General features: G+C 70.7%; 18 protein-coding genes. 10 read left to right on the top strand and 8 right to left on the bottom strand.

The features are described from left to right. Positions 1 to 45 precede the first annotated feature (45 nt). Positions 46 to 729, top strand: a complete 684-nt coding sequence (locus tag OG607_RS34305; protein WP_405731746.1) for a DUF4191 domain-containing protein — start codon at positions 46 to 48, stop codon at positions 727 to 729. Between the two features lie 100 nt (positions 730 to 829). Here OG607_RS34305 and OG607_RS34300 read toward each other — a convergent pair whose 3' ends face one another. Then, on the bottom strand, positions 830 to 1,297 hold the full coding sequence (locus OG607_RS34300; RefSeq protein WP_405731743.1) for an RDD family protein: 468 nt from the start codon (positions 1,295 to 1,297) through the stop codon (positions 830 to 832). Positions 1,298 to 1,497: 200 nt separating this feature from the next. Between OG607_RS34300 and glnA the strand changes: the two genes are divergently transcribed. The 3 genes from glnA (at position 1,498) to OG607_RS34285 (ending at position 4,774) form a co-directional block, all read left to right on the top strand. Continuing rightward, positions 1,498 to 2,910: a type I glutamate--ammonia ligase gene (glnA, locus tag OG607_RS34295; protein WP_405731740.1), complete on the top strand. Its 1,413-nt coding sequence runs from the start codon at positions 1,498 to 1,500 to the stop codon at positions 2,908 to 2,910. Between the two features lie 78 nt (positions 2,911 to 2,988). After that, on the top strand, positions 2,989 to 4,287 hold the full coding sequence (locus tag OG607_RS34290) for an SLC13 family permease (RefSeq protein WP_405731737.1): 1,299 nt from the start codon (positions 2,989 to 2,991) through the stop codon (positions 4,285 to 4,287). 4 nt (positions 4,288 to 4,291) lie between these two features. After that, positions 4,292 to 4,774: a universal stress protein gene (locus tag OG607_RS34285; protein WP_405731734.1), complete on the top strand. Its 483-nt coding sequence runs from the start codon at positions 4,292 to 4,294 to the stop codon at positions 4,772 to 4,774. Between the two features lie 2 nt (positions 4,775 to 4,776). Here OG607_RS34285 and OG607_RS34280 read toward each other — a convergent pair whose 3' ends face one another. Continuing rightward, positions 4,777 to 5,634: a fructosamine kinase family protein gene (locus tag OG607_RS34280; protein WP_405731731.1), complete on the bottom strand. Its 858-nt coding sequence runs from the start codon at positions 5,632 to 5,634 to the stop codon at positions 4,777 to 4,779. 46 nt (positions 5,635 to 5,680) lie between these two features. On the opposite strand from OG607_RS34280, the gene OG607_RS34275 reads away from it, so the two are divergent. Continuing rightward, positions 5,681 to 6,268, top strand: coding sequence for a GNAT family N-acetyltransferase (locus OG607_RS34275; protein WP_405731728.1), 588 nt, complete (start codon positions 5,681 to 5,683; stop codon positions 6,266 to 6,268). On the opposite strand, the gene OG607_RS34270 is transcribed toward OG607_RS34275, so the two are convergent. After that, positions 6,234 to 6,773 (bottom strand): DUF4760 domain-containing protein, encoded by a 540-nt coding sequence (locus OG607_RS34270; RefSeq protein ID WP_405731725.1) that lies wholly within the window; start codon positions 6,771 to 6,773, stop codon positions 6,234 to 6,236. The genes OG607_RS34275 and OG607_RS34270 overlap by 35 nt on opposite strands. A 36-nt stretch (positions 6,774 to 6,809) precedes the next feature. On the opposite strand from OG607_RS34270, the gene OG607_RS34265 reads away from it, so the two are divergent. After that, the gene (locus OG607_RS34265; protein WP_405731722.1) at positions 6,810 to 7,178 is read left to right on the top strand and encodes a hypothetical protein; all 369 of its coding nucleotides are present in this window, start codon (positions 6,810 to 6,812) and stop codon (positions 7,176 to 7,178) included. A gap of 106 nt (positions 7,179 to 7,284) precedes the next feature. Beyond that, a complete protein-coding gene (locus OG607_RS34260; protein ID WP_405731719.1) occupies positions 7,285 to 7,596 on the top strand; it encodes a 4a-hydroxytetrahydrobiopterin dehydratase in 312 nt (103 codons plus the stop codon). Here the strand turns inward: OG607_RS34260 and OG607_RS34255 are convergent. Genes OG607_RS34255 through OG607_RS34245 form a run of 3 tightly spaced genes read right to left on the bottom strand, consistent with a single transcriptional unit; the run spans position 7,580 to position 9,086 of the window. Further along, entirely contained in the window at positions 7,580 to 8,299 is a 720-nt protein-coding gene (locus OG607_RS34255; protein WP_405731718.1) for a hypothetical protein, read from the bottom strand. The two genes, OG607_RS34260 and OG607_RS34255, sit on opposite strands and share 17 nt — an antisense overlap. A 2-nt stretch (positions 8,300 to 8,301) precedes the next feature. Beyond that, positions 8,302 to 8,715 (bottom strand): DUF2809 domain-containing protein, encoded by a 414-nt coding sequence (locus OG607_RS34250; RefSeq protein ID WP_405731715.1) that lies wholly within the window; start codon positions 8,713 to 8,715, stop codon positions 8,302 to 8,304. After that, positions 8,712 to 9,086 carry an ADP-ribosylation/crystallin J1 gene (locus tag OG607_RS34245; protein WP_405731713.1) on the bottom strand — a complete coding sequence of 125 codons (375 nt, stop codon included), beginning with the start codon at positions 9,084 to 9,086 and terminating at the stop codon, positions 8,712 to 8,714. The genes OG607_RS34250 and OG607_RS34245 overlap by 4 nt, the downstream gene beginning before the upstream one ends. Before the next feature lie 113 nt (positions 9,087 to 9,199). On the opposite strand from OG607_RS34245, the gene OG607_RS34240 reads away from it, so the two are divergent. Further along, the gene (locus OG607_RS34240; protein WP_405731710.1) at positions 9,200 to 9,682 is read left to right on the top strand and encodes a macro domain-containing protein; all 483 of its coding nucleotides are present in this window, start codon (positions 9,200 to 9,202) and stop codon (positions 9,680 to 9,682) included. 92 nt (positions 9,683 to 9,774) lie between these two features. Here the strand turns inward: OG607_RS34240 and OG607_RS34235 are convergent, their stop codons facing one another. Beyond that, positions 9,775 to 10,548 carry a CbtA family protein gene (locus tag OG607_RS34235; RefSeq protein WP_405731707.1) on the bottom strand — a complete coding sequence of 258 codons (774 nt, stop codon included), beginning with the start codon at positions 10,546 to 10,548 and terminating at the stop codon, positions 9,775 to 9,777. 23 nt (positions 10,549 to 10,571) lie between these two features. Then, the gene (locus OG607_RS34230) at positions 10,572 to 10,802 is read right to left on the bottom strand and encodes a CbtB-domain containing protein (protein ID WP_405731704.1); all 231 of its coding nucleotides are present in this window, start codon (positions 10,800 to 10,802) and stop codon (positions 10,572 to 10,574) included. 362 nt (positions 10,803 to 11,164) lie between these two features. Here OG607_RS34230 and OG607_RS34225 point away from each other — a divergent pair, with 362 nt between their 5' ends. After that, positions 11,165 to 13,003, top strand: a complete 1,839-nt coding sequence (locus OG607_RS34225) for a methylmalonyl-CoA mutase family protein (RefSeq protein ID WP_405731701.1) — start codon at positions 11,165 to 11,167, stop codon at positions 13,001 to 13,003. Then, positions 13,003 to 15,195: a methylmalonyl-CoA mutase gene (gene scpA / locus OG607_RS34220; protein ID WP_405731698.1), complete on the top strand. Its 2,193-nt coding sequence runs from the start codon at positions 13,003 to 13,005 to the stop codon at positions 15,193 to 15,195. Before OG607_RS34225 ends, scpA begins: the two co-directional genes overlap by 1 nt. Positions 15,196 to 15,198 lie beyond the last annotated feature (3 nt).

The following is a 15,198-nucleotide window of genomic DNA, read 5'->3' as shown; positions in this document are numbered from 1 at the left end:
ACACCGGTAGCACTTCCAGCCGTTCGGACACGTATCCTGTCCGGCATGGCGAGGGAATCTTCCGAGAGCAGCACCCCTGGGCGACTTAAGCAGATCGTCCAGACGTACAAGATGACCAGGCGGGTCGACTCCAAGGTCGGTCTCGTCCTAGCGGCTGTGGGCATCGTCACCTTCGGTGTCGTCCTCGCTATCGGTTTCTTGATCGGTCACCCCATCTACGCGGGCATCCTGGGCTTCCTCCTGGCATTCCTCGCGATGGCGGTCATCTTCGGGCGCCGGGCCGAACGGGCCGCCTTCGGGCAGCTCGAAGGCCAGCCGGGCGCGGCCGCGGCGGTCCTTGAGAACGTCGGACGCGGCTGGTCCGTCACCCCGGCGGTGGCGATGAACAAGAGCCAGGACCTCGTGCACCGCGCGGTCGGCAAGGCCGGCATCGTGCTGGTCGGCGAGGGCAACCCGAACCGGGTGAAGTCCCTGCTGGCGGCCGAGAAGCGCAAGATGGCGCGCGTCGTGCTCGACGTGCCGGTCACCGACATCATCGTCGGCACCGGCGAGGGCGAGGTGCCGCTGAAGAAGGTGCGTACGACGCTGCTGAAGCTGCCGCGCGTACTGCCCGGCCCCAAGGTCACCGAGGTCAACGACCGGCTGCGCGCGCTGGGCGACCTGATGAAGAACATGCCGGTTCCGAAGGGCCCGATGCCCAAGGGAATGCGGATGCCGAAGGGGCGCTGAGCGGCCCGAAATCGCATACGAAATGACGATGGGCCCGGAGGCAGAACCTCCGGGCCCATCGTCGTTCCTCTGTCGTCGTTCCCCTGTCACTCCACATTCCTCACAGCCGGACCTGCACCGCGCCCACCGCCTTGTCGTGCAGCCCGCGGGTGTCGCGGTCCCAGACCGCCGCCGGGATCACCAGGAGCAGCAGCAGCGTGCGCAGCACGACCGCGCCGAACCCGAGCCTGGTGCCGTCCAGCCGGACCACGCGCAGGCGCAGCAGCCGCTTGCCGGGCGTCATGCCGATGGTGCCGAGGGTGAGCACGCTGAGTACGGCGAAGACCACCGTCGTCCATTGGTTGGCGCCGCGTGCGTCACCCTGCGCGATCAAGCCGTATGCGATCACCAGGCACAGGAACCAGTCGATGAACAGCGCTCCGATCCGCCGCCCCACCGGCGCGATCGAGCCCGACCCCTCCTCCGGCAGCCCCAGCCGCTCGCCCCGGTAGCCGAAGTCGACGCCTGCCTGCTCGGCCGCCGCCTTGGGGCCGTCCAGCCATGATCCGATCGCATCCCTGTTTTCCACGTGTCCACCGTACTGCGCTGTACGGATCAGTCCCCCCTTGCCCCTTCACTCTCCAGGGGTCGCGGTTAACCTCTAAGAAACAAATGGGTCATGATGGGGAAATCCCTGATCCCTAAGGTCAGGTCCAACGTGTGCCACCGCACTGGTCGCACGTAAAAGCCGCAATCCGGTCGCCGCAGGCCGGGCCAAGGAGGAGTTGGATGTCTTTCCAGAACGCCGACGAGGTGAACAAGTTCATCTCTGATGAGGACGTCAAGTTCGTGGACGTCCGGTTCTGCGACCTGCCCGGTGTCATGCAGCACTTCACCGTTCCGGTCGGCTCCTTCGACCCGGACGAGGAGCTCGCCTTCGACGGTTCGTCGATCCGCGGCTTCCAGGCCATCCACGAGTCGGACATGGCCCTGCGCGCGGACCTGTCGACGGCGCGCGTCGACCCGTTCCGCAAGGACAAGACGCTCAACATCAACTTCTTCATCCACGACCCGATCACCGGCGAGCAGTACAGCCGTGACCCGCGCAACGTGGCCAAGAAGGCCGAGGCCTACCTCGCCTCCACCGGCATCGCCGACACCGCGTACTTCGGCCCCGAGGCCGAGTTCTACGTCTTCGACAGCGCCCGCTTCGCCACTGGCCCGAACGAGTCCTTCTACCACATCGACTCCGAGGCCGGCGCCTGGAACACCGGTGCGCTGGAGGACAACCGCGGCTACAAGGTCCGCTACAAGGGCGGCTACTTCCCCACCCCGCCGGTCGACCACTTCGCCGACCTGCGCGCCGAGATCTCCCTGGAGCTGGAGGCCTCCGGCCTCCAGGTCGAGCGCCAGCACCACGAGGTCGGCACCGCCGGCCAGGCCGAGATCAACTACAAGTTCAACACGCTGCTCGCCGCCGCCGACGACCTGATGCTCTTCAAGTACATCGTGAAGAACGTCGCCTGGCGCAACGGCAAGACCGCCACCTTCATGCCCAAGCCGATCTTCGGTGACAACGGCTCCGGCATGCACTGCCACCAGTCCCTCTGGCAGGGCGGCCAGCCCCTCTTCTACGACGAGCAGGGCTACGCGGGCCTCTCGGACACCGCCCGCTACTACATCGGCGGCATCCTCAAGCACGCCCCCTCGCTGCTGGCCTTCACCAACCCGACGGTGAACTCCTACCACCGCCTGGTCCCCGGCTTCGAGGCCCCGGTCAACCTGGTCTACTCCCAGCGCAACCGCTCCGCCGCGATCCGTATCCCGATCACGGGTGCCAACGCCAAGGCCAAGCGCATCGAGTTCCGCGCCCCCGACCCGTCCAGCAACCCGTACCTGGCCTTCTCGGCCCTCCTGCTGGCCGGCCTCGACGGCATCAAGAACAAGATCGAGCCCGCCGAGCCCGTCGACAAGGACCTCTACGAGCTCGCCCCCGAAGAGCACGCCGGCGTCCCCCAGGTCCCCACCTCCCTCCCGGCCGTCCTCGACGCCCTCGAGGCCGACCACGAGTTCCTGCTCGCGGGCGGGGTCTTCACCCCGGACCTCATCGAGACCTGGATCGACTACAAGCGGGTCAACGAGATCGCCCCGATCCAGCTGCGGCCGCACCCGCACGAGTTCGAGCTCTACTTCGACATCTAAAAGCGGCCCTGCGTCCTCAGCCCCGCCGCTTTCCTTCACGGAAAGCGGCGGGGCTGCTTGCTGACCGCGTCTGGTTCGATGGGGGCTCACGCTGCCGCCGCCTGCAAGGAGTGGATCCTGAACACCTCGCTCGCGGAGATCCTTTCCGTGGCCCTGCTGGTGCTGGTGCTGGTCTGTGCGGTGGTACGTCCCTTCGGCTGGCCGGAGGCGGTGGTCGCTGTTCCTGCGGCGGCGGTGGTGATCGGCACCGGGGCGATCTCGTTGGCGGACGCCCGGGCCGAGGCGGGGCGGCTGGGGCCGGTGATCGGGTTTCTGGCGGCAGTGCTGGTGCTGGCCCAGTTGTGCGACGAGGAGGGGCTGTTCGACGCGTGCGGGGCGTGGATGGCGCGGACGGCGGCGGGGCGGCCGCGGCGGCTGCTGGTCCAGGTGTTCGTCAGCGCGTCGGTGATCACGGCGGTGCTGAGCCTGGACGCCACGGTGGTGCTGCTCACGCCGGTGGTGTTCGCCACCGCCGCGCGCATCGGCGCCCGGCCCAAGCCGCATATGTACGCGTGCACGCATCTGTCGAACACGGCCTCACTGCTGCTGCCGGTCTCCAACCTCACGAACCTGCTGGCGTTCGCGGCGAGCGGGCTGAGTTTCACCCGGTTCGCCGCGCTGATGGCGCTACCGTGGCTGGTTGCGATCGCCGCCGAATACGCGGTGTTCCGCAGGTTCTTCGCCACTGATCTGGACGCCGGTGCGCAGGCGCCGCCCGCTGCTGACGCGGCCGGGCTGCCGGTGTTCGCGCTGGCCACGGTGGGGGGCACGCTGGCCGGTTTCGTAGTGACCTCGGCGCTGGGGATCGACCCGGCATGGGCGGCGATGGCAGGTGCGGTGGTCCTGGCGGCCAGGGCGCTGGCCCGGCGCCGGACGAGCCCGAGCGCGATCGTGCGTGCGGCGTCCGTGCCGTTCCTGGCCTTCGTGCTGGCGCTGGGGATCGTGGTGCAGGCGGTCGTGGACAACGGGCTGGACGGGGCGCTGGGCGGGCTGATCCCGGGCGGTACGGGGCCGGCCGCGCTGCTGGGCCTCGCGGCGGTGGCCGCGGTGCTGGCGAACGTGATCAACAACCTGCCCGCTGTGCTGGTACTGCTCCCGTTGACGGCCCCGTCGGGAGCCGGCGCCGTACTCGCCGTGCTTGTGGGGGTGAACATCGGACCGAACCTCACCTACGCCGGATCGCTGGCCACCCTGCTGTGGCGGCGCATCGTGCACGCGCACGACGGTGAGGTGGAGCTGTGGGAGTTCACCCGGCTCGGACTGCTCGCCGTACCCGCGAGCCTTTTCCTCGCCGTACTGGCACTGTGGGCTTCGCTGACCGTGCTCGGAGGAGGCTGAAGCGATGGCCGTCGTCGTCTGGATCGTCGAAGGCACCTGGCCCGCGTGCGTCGACGCCGCCCGGGCACACGCGCCCCGGGACGCCGAGGTCGTCCTGCTCCATGTCACCGGCAGCGACATCCCCGGCGCCGCACATGGCGCCTACGCCGGGCTGCTCGGCCGCGCGCACCACAAACGTGACCCCGGCGAACGGGTCACCGCCCTGGCCGCCGCGTCCGCCCGGGAGCTGCTCCAGGCCGCCGCCGAGCGCCTGGGCGGCCCGTGCACCCGCCTGGAGCGGGTCGGACGGATCGAGCGGGAGGTCGTCGCGGCCACGGAAGGTGCGGAGCTGCTCATCCTCGCCCGCGACGGCGACCGTACACACCTGGGACCGCGTAGCCTCGGGCCGGCCAGCCGCTTCGTCGTCGACCACGCCCCCTGTCCCGTCCTGCTCGTCTGGCCCGAGCCGGCGCCTGCGGTGGCGACCATCCCGCCGCACCACCCGTAGGTTCAGCGGAACGTGCGGACGACTTCTCTGATCTCTGTCAGGCAGTCCGCCACCGCGCCGAAATGGGCGACCACGCTGAGGAGTTCGCGCAGGTGCAGCAGCGGCATGCGTTCCTGCCAGCCGTCGGCGAGTGGCGAGATCTCCTGATAGGCACGGAAGAAGCACTCCGGAGGAGGAGCGACGCAGTACATCATGCTGAGTTCGGATTCGGCCCACGTCCAGCACACCGCCGGGTCGATGAACACCGGCGCGCCGGCGGCGTCCGCGACAACGTTGCCACGGTACAGATCCCCGTGATTGAGCACGCTCGGCGCGGACGGGACGAGCAGGTGAAGGCGGTCGCAGATCCTTTCCAGGCCTGCCAGATCGGCGGCGTCCAGGGCCCGTCGGACCTTGGGCTCCCGCAGGTAGCGGCGGATCCTGTGCTCGGCGAAGAACTCGTGCCCGTCCTCGGTCCAGGTGTTCTCCTGGCGGAGGAGGCCCAGCCATCCGTCGCGGTGCCAGCCGAACCGGTCTCCGCGCACCGCGTGCAGACCGGCGACTGCCCGGCCGGCCGCTTCCCAGAACGCGTCGGTGCCGGGGAGGGCTTCCATCGACTCCATGAGGAGGTGGCTGGAACTGACCTCCAGCACACGGGGCGTTCGGAGTCCGCCCTGATCGCGCAGGGCGCGCAGTCCGTCCGCCTCGAAGGGGAACAGGTCGGACGGCACCTGGGCAGAGCCCTTGAGGACAAGCCGGGTTCCGCCTGCGAGGGTCAGGCGCCAGACGTCGTTGACCGCTCCTCCGGAGAGCGGTTCGGCGTCGGTCACATCGGCGAGCACGGCGCTGGGCAGGCCCTTCCAGCGGGCGAGGTCGTTCATGATGGTTTCCCCGAAGCTGTGGTTCGCCGGCCAGAAACGAGACACCGTGATCATAACTTCCGCTCGACCGGAGGATCTGGCGAGGCTGCTGGCCTTCCGGGAGGAGGCGGCGGCCTGGCTGGCCCTGCTCGGCACCGACCAGTGGGGGCGTCCGTATCCGGCGGACCGGTTGCTGGCCGCCGTCCGTCGCGGAACCGTGTTCATGGTGCGCGACGGGGACGTGACCGCGGCCACGATCACCGTCACCCCGGATGCCGGGGAGGGGCTGTGGACGGCGGCCGAGGCGAGCGAGCCCGCCAAGTACGTCAGCAAGCTCACGGTCGCCCGCACCCATGCCGGTCAGAACCTCGGGGGGCGACTGCTGGACTGGGCGGGCGACCGCGCGTACCGCGCCTCGGCGAAGTGGCTGCGGCTCGATGCCTGGACCACGAACCGCCGGCTGCAGGACTACTACCTGAGCCAGGGATTCCGGCACGTGCGCACCGTCCGGGAGGGCGAGGCACTGTACGGCGGACCGCGGGTGTCCGGGTGGCTGGCGCAGCGCGAGGCGCGCCCGGTCCGCCCGGGGGACCTCGGGCTCGTGGACGGGACGCCCGATGTCAAACCGTCGGTGAGTGAGGACTCGGAACTGTGACGGGAGCGACCCGCCGTGGTGTCATGCGGGCGGCCAGCCACTCCAGGTCCTCGTAGAGCCGGGGTTCGCCCCGCCTCTCCCGCTGGCTGTCGATCCAGGGCCGGTAGTTCCCGTGCACGGCGAGGATCAGGCCGCCCCATGCCTGGTCGATGACGGCCGGATCGAAGGCGTCGGACTGAGCGGCGACGCCGAGGAAATTGAAGATCGTCAGATATTCGACGATGAGCTTGGTCGCCTGCGCGTCTCCGGCGACGCTGCGGTCGATCAGTGCCGTCAGCTCGGCGGAGTCCCGGTCCTCGGGAATGCCCCGCTCGCGCAGGCTGCTCCGGCGGTCCATGGTGGCGCTGAGGTACTCCATGGTGGCCTGCGTACGCCGCCGGGCGTGATCGAGCCGCGTCGACTGAGCGAGCATCAGAAGCTGCCACAGCAATGCCCCGAAGCCCGTGATACTGAGGGCCAGCGAGACGAACGAGACGATGAGGGACCAGTGTTCATACGACGTCACGGGCGCTCATCGTATGGCAACCGTGCGGGAGAGACGATGCTCAAAGGTGTACTGATCGCCGAAAGCCTGCGTATCGGGGCCGAGTTGGACGGTGTCCCGCTCACGCTGGCGAAGATGTCGCGGATCGAGGCGGGCACCGCGGCGGACGGCCAGCCGCGCCACTGGACGCTCCTGGAGTTCGAGGCGGCGCAGAGCGACGCCGGGCCGCTGGCGGAGGCGCTCGCGGGATGCCTGGCGCCGACGGGCGGCTGGTATGTCAACTTCAACACCTCGGCCGAGGCGTTCGTGGTCTTCGCCGGCCAGGTGTTCCGCTATCCGCGCGGTGACGCGGCGGGCCGGGACAAGGCGAAGGAGTACGCCCGCTCGGCCGGTGTCCCCGAGGCCCAGCTGGACTGGGAGGACTAACGCCTGTCCGGCCCTCACCCGTGCGGCGGCCCCGTGGCGCGGGCGGCCCCCCGCATGGAGCTGGTACAACGAGAAGGACCCCGCCCCGTCCGAAGGGACCGCCCCGATGCCCGTACCGCCGCTGACCGAAGACGAGCTCGCCGGAGCGCTCCGGGACCTGCCCGGCTGGACGGTGAAGGACGGCGAGCTGACCGCCACGTACAAGGCGGGCCGGGCCGCCGTCCCGCCGTTCTACGCGGCGGTGGCCGCCGCCGAGGACGAGGCGGACCACCACGCGCGGATCACGATCCTGTACGGCACGATCACCTTCGCCGTGAACACCCATGACGCGGGCGGCGCGATCACCGCGAAGGACACCGCGCTCGCCGCGCGGATCTCCGCGCTGGCCGCCGAACGCGACATCACGGACCGGGGTTGACGGCGCGCGGGAAGCGCCGGTAGGTGTTGCGGCGCTCGCCCCGGCGGACCGGGGGCAGGGTCACGGGGTTGCCGGCCAGGGCCTGCCGCCGCTTCTCACCGGCACAGAAGAGGCACTCCTCCCCTGGCGGCGCATCGGGGTCGAGCGGGGCGCCGGGGTGCTTGGCGCAGCCGGAGACGTTGCGCGGGCGGGCCAGCTCCCTGGCCACGCAGAAGGCTTCGTGGAGCCGGTCAGCAACCGTGGCGTACGCGGATGTGGGTGAGGTCAGTTCGAGGGAGAACGCGAGTTCGTTCAGCTCGCGCATGCACTCGACGAGGCGCTCCAGCGTGAACGGGGGCTCCGGCACCGGATACCCGCCGCGCCGCTGCGCACCCGTGCCTGCCGACGGGAGGACGCTGGCACCCTGGCGGCGTCGGTCGTTGCAGATGAGGCAGAGCCCCCAGCCGTCAGGCGCTTCGGGGTCCAGGGCGCCGTTGGGGTGTTCGGTGCAGCCCGTGTAGCTCTTCTGCGGCGCCAGATTGCTCGCGGTACGGAACACCGCGTACAGGCCGTCGGCGATCTCCTCGTATTCGAGCGGGTGGGCACCGTCCCAGAGATTCGCCACCTGGTCGCTCAACGGGGCGAGCTTGCTGTGCAGTTCGCTGCGAAGGTACGGCCGGCGGGCTGGGATCGGCTGCGAGCGATTACGGTCCGGAGCGCTCATGGTCAGCAGCCTGCCACTTGATGTGATCTCCGGGCAATACGGGCGTGGACCAGCCTGTGGACCAGCCAGCCGAGTGCGGCGCCCACGGCGTACCAGAACAGGTCGGGCGGATTGAAGGTGGAACCCAGGACCAGCCGCGCGATGACGCTCCGCGCGGACAGCTCCGCGGGCACCCCGCTGAGCTGCCACAGCTCGATCGCCCAGCTGATCCCCAGCGCGGTCCCGGCCGCCGCGACCGGCTTCACCCTGGGGACGGCCAGGACGACCAGCGCCTGGAGCAGAACGGTGTAGAGCGCGTCCCCGGCGTATTTGGCGACGTCTCCTGCCGCTGCCGCCCTGATGCCCAGCCCCAGGGCAAGCGTCAGCGCCGCGGCCACGGTGGCGCCGGCTCTGCTACGGGAGCGGCCGGAGCTCATGCCGGCGGCCGGAACTCATGAACGACCTCGATGGTGCCGACGATGTGGCCGTTGAACTCCGCCAGTTCCTCCGCCGGGACCCAGAGTTCCAGAATCGTCCTGCCGCCGGCCTGCCGGACCGGGTAGCGGGTGAGGAACTCGCTGTCGGCCTCGAACCGGGTCACGTAGCCGACGCCGGAGGCGGGGACGTTCCAGTCCCTGGCGATGCGGATCGCGTAGTCCTCGTTGAGCACCGGGTAGAAGATGGGCTGCTCGGGCAGCCGCGGCGGCCAGGCCCGCCAGCCCGACGCCTCGACGAGGGCGAGTTCCTCCGGGCCGACCGGCCGCCACAGCGTCGTCGTGCCGGTCCCGGTGGTCCCGGTGCGGGGCATCGCAGTCTCCTCGGCGGATCCGTGGGTCGGCTGCCCACCGTAATCGGCCTCCGGGCCGGGGACGACCGGATATCCGCGGGCCCGTTGTCAGTGCCTCCCGTTACCTTCGGATCATGTCGACAACGGGGATCGAGTACGTACGGGGGGACGCGACCACGCCCCTGGGCAAGGGCCCGAAGGTGATCGCACACGTCTGCAACGACCTGGGCGGCTGGGGCAAGGGCTTCGTGCTGGCCGTGTCGCGGCGCTGGAGCGAGCCGGAGGCGGCGTATCGGCGCTGGCACCGGGAGCGGGCGGGGAACGACTTCGGGCTGGGCGCCCTGCAGATGGTGCAGGTGGAACCGCTGGTGTGGATCGCGAACATGGTGGGGCAGCACGGGATACGGACGGGAAGCAAGGGTGTCCCGGTGCGTTACGAGGCCATCGACACCGCGCTGGGCGCGCTGGCCGACCGGGCGGCGGAGCTGGGCGCGTCGGTTCACATGCCGCGTATCGGCTGCGGGCTGGCCGGGGGCCGGTGGGAGCGGGTCGAGCCGCTGGTGGTGGCACGGCTGACGGGCAAGGGGATAGCGGTGACCGTGTACGACCACGGGTGAGCTGAGCCGAGCTGATCCGAGCTGACCGAAAACAAGATCCGCCGGGCGCGCCCCCGGCGGATCCTTGAGGTGGTGCGGTGCGACGGCGGGCGTCAGTGGACGGCGGCCGCCTGCGTGGCCGTGCTGTTGTCCGTGCCCGGCGCGGCGTCCGCGGCGGGCCTGGGGTTGAGGACGCGCTCGGCGAGGGTGCCGAAGATCACGCCGAAGGAGGACCAGAGCAGGGCCTGGATGCCGAGGGAGGCGAGGCGGAACTGCCAGAGGGTGGTGGCGGGGAAGCCGTCGGGGACCTCGTTGATGGCAGGGAGGAAGACCATGGCGACGGTGATGACCGCGATGAAGGCGATCAGGGCGGCGATGGTGGCGTTCCAGTTGCCGAGGCGGCCCGCCAGGCGGCGGCCGAGGATGGTGGCGCCGATCGCGAGGAGGACGGTGAGGGCGATCATCAGGAAGTACAGGGTGGTCCGCTTGCCGATGGTGTCGGGGTTGCCGACGGCGGGCGGGTTGGCCGGGTACTTCAGGGAGGGCACCAGGTAGACGGTGGCGAAGGCGGCCCCGGCGAGCAGGGCTGCCGTGGCGCGCGGGCTGAAGCGTCCGAGGCGGCCGAGGGCGAAGCAGAACGCGAGGGCGGCGATGCCGCCCACCGCGGTGCCGAAGACCAGGACGGCGGTGGCGAGGCCGGCGGTGGACTGGAGAGCACGGCTCACGAGTTCCATCTCGTGCTCGTGGGAGTGGCTCTCCTCGTAGGAGATGGCCGCGTCCACGTTGGGCTCACCGATGAGGTAGGCCAGGCCGAAGGCGAGCAGCCCGGCGGCCAGGCCCGCGAGCATGCCGCGGACCAGAAGGTTTCTGACGACTGCGGAGTTCATGTGTGTGGGTCCCCCTGGTCTCGTCAGTGGCAGGGGAAGCCGAGGAGGTGCCGGCCGTCGTGCACCCACTCGTGGACGCCCTCGCCGGAGATGAGGGAGGTGGCGCCCTGCTCGGCGCCGACGAAGTACAGCAGCACGAGCATCAGCAGGCCGAAGAACACCGCCCAGGGCAGGATCGCCCGGATCGGGAGAGGGGCCGTGGCGGTCGGGGAAACCGGAGCTACGGTGGCAGGGGCGATGGCGGACTGAGCCATGGCGAGACCTCCTCGGGAACACGCGTCCCGCGTTTGTTTGGAGCACGCGACGACGAATGCGCGGGTCTGACTCACCGGCGGCCGCTCCCCGGGAGGGGCCGGCTGCCGGATACACAGTGGCGCGACCGTGCCGGGATCTCACCGGACTTCCGTCGCACCGTCGTCCTATCGGACAAGACGTTAGCGGTCGGGCGGCCCCCGGCCAAGGTCGCGCCCGGTCACAGACCCGGCGCACGGAGCGCCTTGGCGGCGCAGACCGCCGTAGCGGCACGGGCCGGGCCGGTTCAAGGGCGTGTCGCCGAGTCCAAGGTCACAGCCCTTGCCTCTGCTGCTCCTTTGTGCGTCTGTCCTAGCATCGGAGCATGACGGTCCTGCCTGATGACGGGCTTTCGCTGGCCGCCGAGTTCCCTGATGCGACCCATGATCAGTGGCAGCGCCTTGTCGAGGGCGTACTGCGCAAATCGGGCAAGGACGCCTCTGGGACCGCGGCTGAGGAAGCACTGTCCACCGCGCTCGAAGACGAGCTCACCGCCCGCCCCCTCTACACGGCCGGGGACACCGGACACACCGGGGACACCCCTGCCGACCTCGGATATCCCGGCTTCGCGCCGTACGTCCGGGGCGGCCGGCCCGGGGGCGCCGCGGCGGGCGGCTGGGACGTACGCCAGCGCCATGCGCGCACCGAGCCGGACCGCACCAACGAGGCCGTGCTCGCCGACCTGGAGAACGGGGTCACCTCGCTCTGGCTGACCGTCGGCGCCTCCGGCGTGCCGGTGGACGCTCTGGCGGCGGCGCTGGACGGGGTCTATCTGGATCTGGCTCCCGTGGCGCTGGACGCGGGCGGCGAATTCGACGCCGCCGCCCGTGCGTTGCTGCGCCTGTACGAGGAGCGCGGCGTGCCCCGGGATGGGGCGCGCGGCAACCTGGGCGCCGACCCGCTGGGGTACACGGCCCGCACGGGTGAGGTCATCGGCATGGCCGAGGCCGTCGAGCTGGCCCGGCTGTGCGACCGCGACTGGCCGGGCCTGCGGGCCCTCGTCGTGGACGCCATGCCGTATCACGAGGCCGGGGCCTCGGCCGCGCAGGAGCTGGGCGCTTCGCTCGCCACCGGCGTCGCGTACCTGCGGGCCCTCACCGAGGCCGGGCTGTCGGTCGACGCGGCCTGCGGGCAGCTGGAGTTCCGGTACGCGGCCACCGCGGACCAGTTCCTCACCATCGCCAAGCTGCGGGCGGCCCGCCGCCTGTGGGCCCGGGTCGCCGAGGTCAGCGGGGTGCCGGACGGGGGCACCGCGCAGCTGCAGCACGCCGTGACCTCGCCGGTGATGATGAGCCGCCGCGACCCCTACGTGAACATGCTCCGCACCACCCTGGCCTGCCTGGCCGCCGGTGTCGGCGGCGCCGAGTCCGTCACCGTGCTCCCCTTCGACCACGCCCTCGGCCTCCCGGACGCCTTCGCCCGCCGGATCGCGCGCAACACCTCCACCGTCCTGCTGGAGGAGTCCCACCTGGCCCGCGTCATCGACCCGGCCGGCGGCTCCTGGTACGTCGAGCAGCTCACCGACGAACTCGCCCACGCCGCCTGGTCCTTCTTCCAGGAGCTGGAGCGTGCCGGCGGGCAGTCCGCCGCCCTCGCCTCCGGCTTCGCGGCCGACCGGATCGCCGCGACCTGGCAGGACCGTAAGAAGAAGCTCGCCCGGCGCCGCGAACCCATCACCGGCGTCAGCGAGTTCCCCAACCTGGCCGAAAAGCCCGTGGAGCGCGAGCCGCTGCCCGCCGCCCCCACCACCCCCGGCGGCGGTCTCCCCCGCGTGCGCCGCGACGAGGCGTACGAGGCGCTGCGCGCCCGTTCCGACGCCCACCTCGCCGCGACCGGCGCCCGGCCCAAGGTCCACCTCGCCGCTCTCGGCCCGGCCGCCGCGCACACCGCGCGCCTGTCCTTCGCCGCGAACCTCTTCCAGGCGGGCGGCATCGAGCCGGTCGACGACCCGTCCGGAGCTGTCGTCGCCTGTCTGTGCTCCAGCGACGCGCTGTACGAGGAGCAGGCCGGGCCCGCGGCGCAGGAGCTCAAGTCGGCAGGCGTCCAGCGGGTGTTCCTGGCGGGACGCCCGGGCTCGTACGCCGGAGTGGACGACTACGTCTTCGCGGGCTGTGACGCGGTGGCCGTGCTGTCCTCCGTACTCGACCACATCGGAGTGGCCTGATGCCTCCCATCCCGGACTTTTCCCACGTGGACCTCGGCGCCGGTGCTCCCTCCCCCGACGTCACCGACGAGCAGTGGCGCGCCGCCGTCAAGGAGTCCACCGGCACCAGCGACGGCGACCTGCTCTGGGAGACCCCCGAGGGCATCGCCGTCAAGCCGCTCTACACCGGCCGTGACCTGGAGGGCCTGGACTTCCTGGGCACCTACCCCGGCATCGCGCCCTTCCTGCGCGGGCCGTATCCCACGATGTACGTCAACCAGCCGTGGACGATCCGCCAGTACGCGGGCTTCTCCACCGCCGAGGAGTCCAACGCCTTCTACCGGCGCAACCTCGCCGCCGGCCAGAAGGGCCTGTCGGTCGCCTTCGACCTGCCCACCCACCGGGGCTACGACAGCGACCACCCGCGCGTGACGGGCGATGTCGGCATGGCGGGCGTGGCCATCGACTCGATCTACGACATGCGCCAGCTCTTCGACGGCATCCCGCTGGACAAGATGACGGTGTCGATGACGATGAACGGCGCCGTGCTGCCGGTCCTCGCGCTGTACATCGTGGCGGCTGAGGAGCAGGGGGTGCCGCCGGAGAAGCTGGCCGGGACCATCCAGAACGACATCCTCAAAGAGTTCATGGTCCGCAACACCTACATCTATCCGCCCAAGCCCTCGATGCGGATCATCTCCGACATCTTCGCGTACACCTCGCAGAAGATGCCGCGCTACAACTCCATCTCGATCTCCGGCTATCACATCCAGGAAGCGGGCGCGACGGCCGACCTGGAGCTGGCCTACACCCTGGCCGACGGCGTCGAATACCTGCGGGCGGGTCTCGAAGTCGGCCTGGACGTCGACGCGTTCGCGCCCCGGCTGTCCTTCTTCTGGGCCATCGGCATGAACTTCTTCATGGAGATCGCCAAGCTGCGCGCCGCCCGGCTGCTCTGGGCCCGCCTGGTCAAGCAGTTCGACCCGAAGAACCCCAAGTCGCTGTCCCTGCGCACCCATTCGCAGACCTCGGGCTGGTCGCTGACCGCGCAGGACGTGTTCAACAACGTGACCCGTACGTGCGTCGAGGCGATGGCCGCCACCCAGGGCCACACCCAGTCCCTGCACACCAACGCCCTCGACGAGGCGCTGGCCCTCCCCACTGACTTCTCCGCCCGCATCGCCCGCAACACCCAGCTGCTGCTCCAGCAGGAGTCCGGCACCTGCCGCACGATCGACCCCTGGGGCGGCAGCGCGTACGTCGAGAAGCTTACGTACGACCTCGCGCGTCGCGCCTGGCAGCACATCCAGGAGGTCGAGGCGGCGGGCGGTATGGCGCAGGCCATCGACGCCGGCATCCCGAAGCTGCGGGTGGAGGAGGCGGCGGCGCGGACGCAGGCGCGGATCGACTCGGGGCGGCAGCCGGTCATCGGCGTCAACAAGTACCGCGTCGAGACGGACGAGCAGATCGACGTCCTGAAGGTCGACAACTCGTCGGTGCGCGCGCAGCAGATCGCCAAGCTGCGGCGGCTGCGGGAGGAACGGGACTCGGCGGCCTGCGAGGCGGCCCTGGAGGCCCTGACCGCGGCCGCAGCGAGCGGGGAGGGCAATCTCCTCGCCCTGGCCGTGGACGCCGCCCGCGCGATGGCCACCGTCGGCGAGATCTCCGACGCCCTGGAGAAGGTGTACGGGCGGCACGCCGGCCAGATCCGTACGATCTCCGGCGTGTACCGCAACGAGGCAGGTGAATCCCCCACCGTGGACCGCACCCGCGCCATGGTCGACGCCTTCGAGGAGGCGGAGGGGCGGCGACCGCGCATCCTGGTCGCCAAGATGGGCCAGGACGGACACGACCGCGGCCAGAAGGTGATCGCCACCGCCTTCGCCGACCTGGGCTTCGATGTCGATGTCGGCCCGCTCTTCCAGACCCCGGGCGAGGTCGCCCGGCAGGCGGTGGAGGCCGACGTCCATGTCGTGGGCGTGTCCTCGCTCGCCGCCGGGCACCTCACCCTCGTACCGGCGCTGCGCGAGGAGCTCGCCGCCGAGGGCCGGGAGGACATCATGATCGTCGTGGGCGGCGTCATTCCCCCGCAGGACATCCCCGAGCTGCACGAGGCGGGCGCCACAGCGGTCTTCCCGCCGGGGACGGTGATCCCGGACGCGGCGTACGACCTGGTGAAGAAGCTGGGCGTCGTCCTGGGCCACGACCTGTAGCCC

Origin of the sequence: Streptomyces sp. NBC_01537 (assembly GCF_045040445.1) — a bacterium.
Lineage (GTDB): Bacteria > Actinomycetota > Actinomycetes > Streptomycetales > Streptomycetaceae > Actinacidiphila.
Note: the sequence above shows the minus strand (reverse complement) of the source record. Positions and strands in the feature narration are given on the sequence as shown.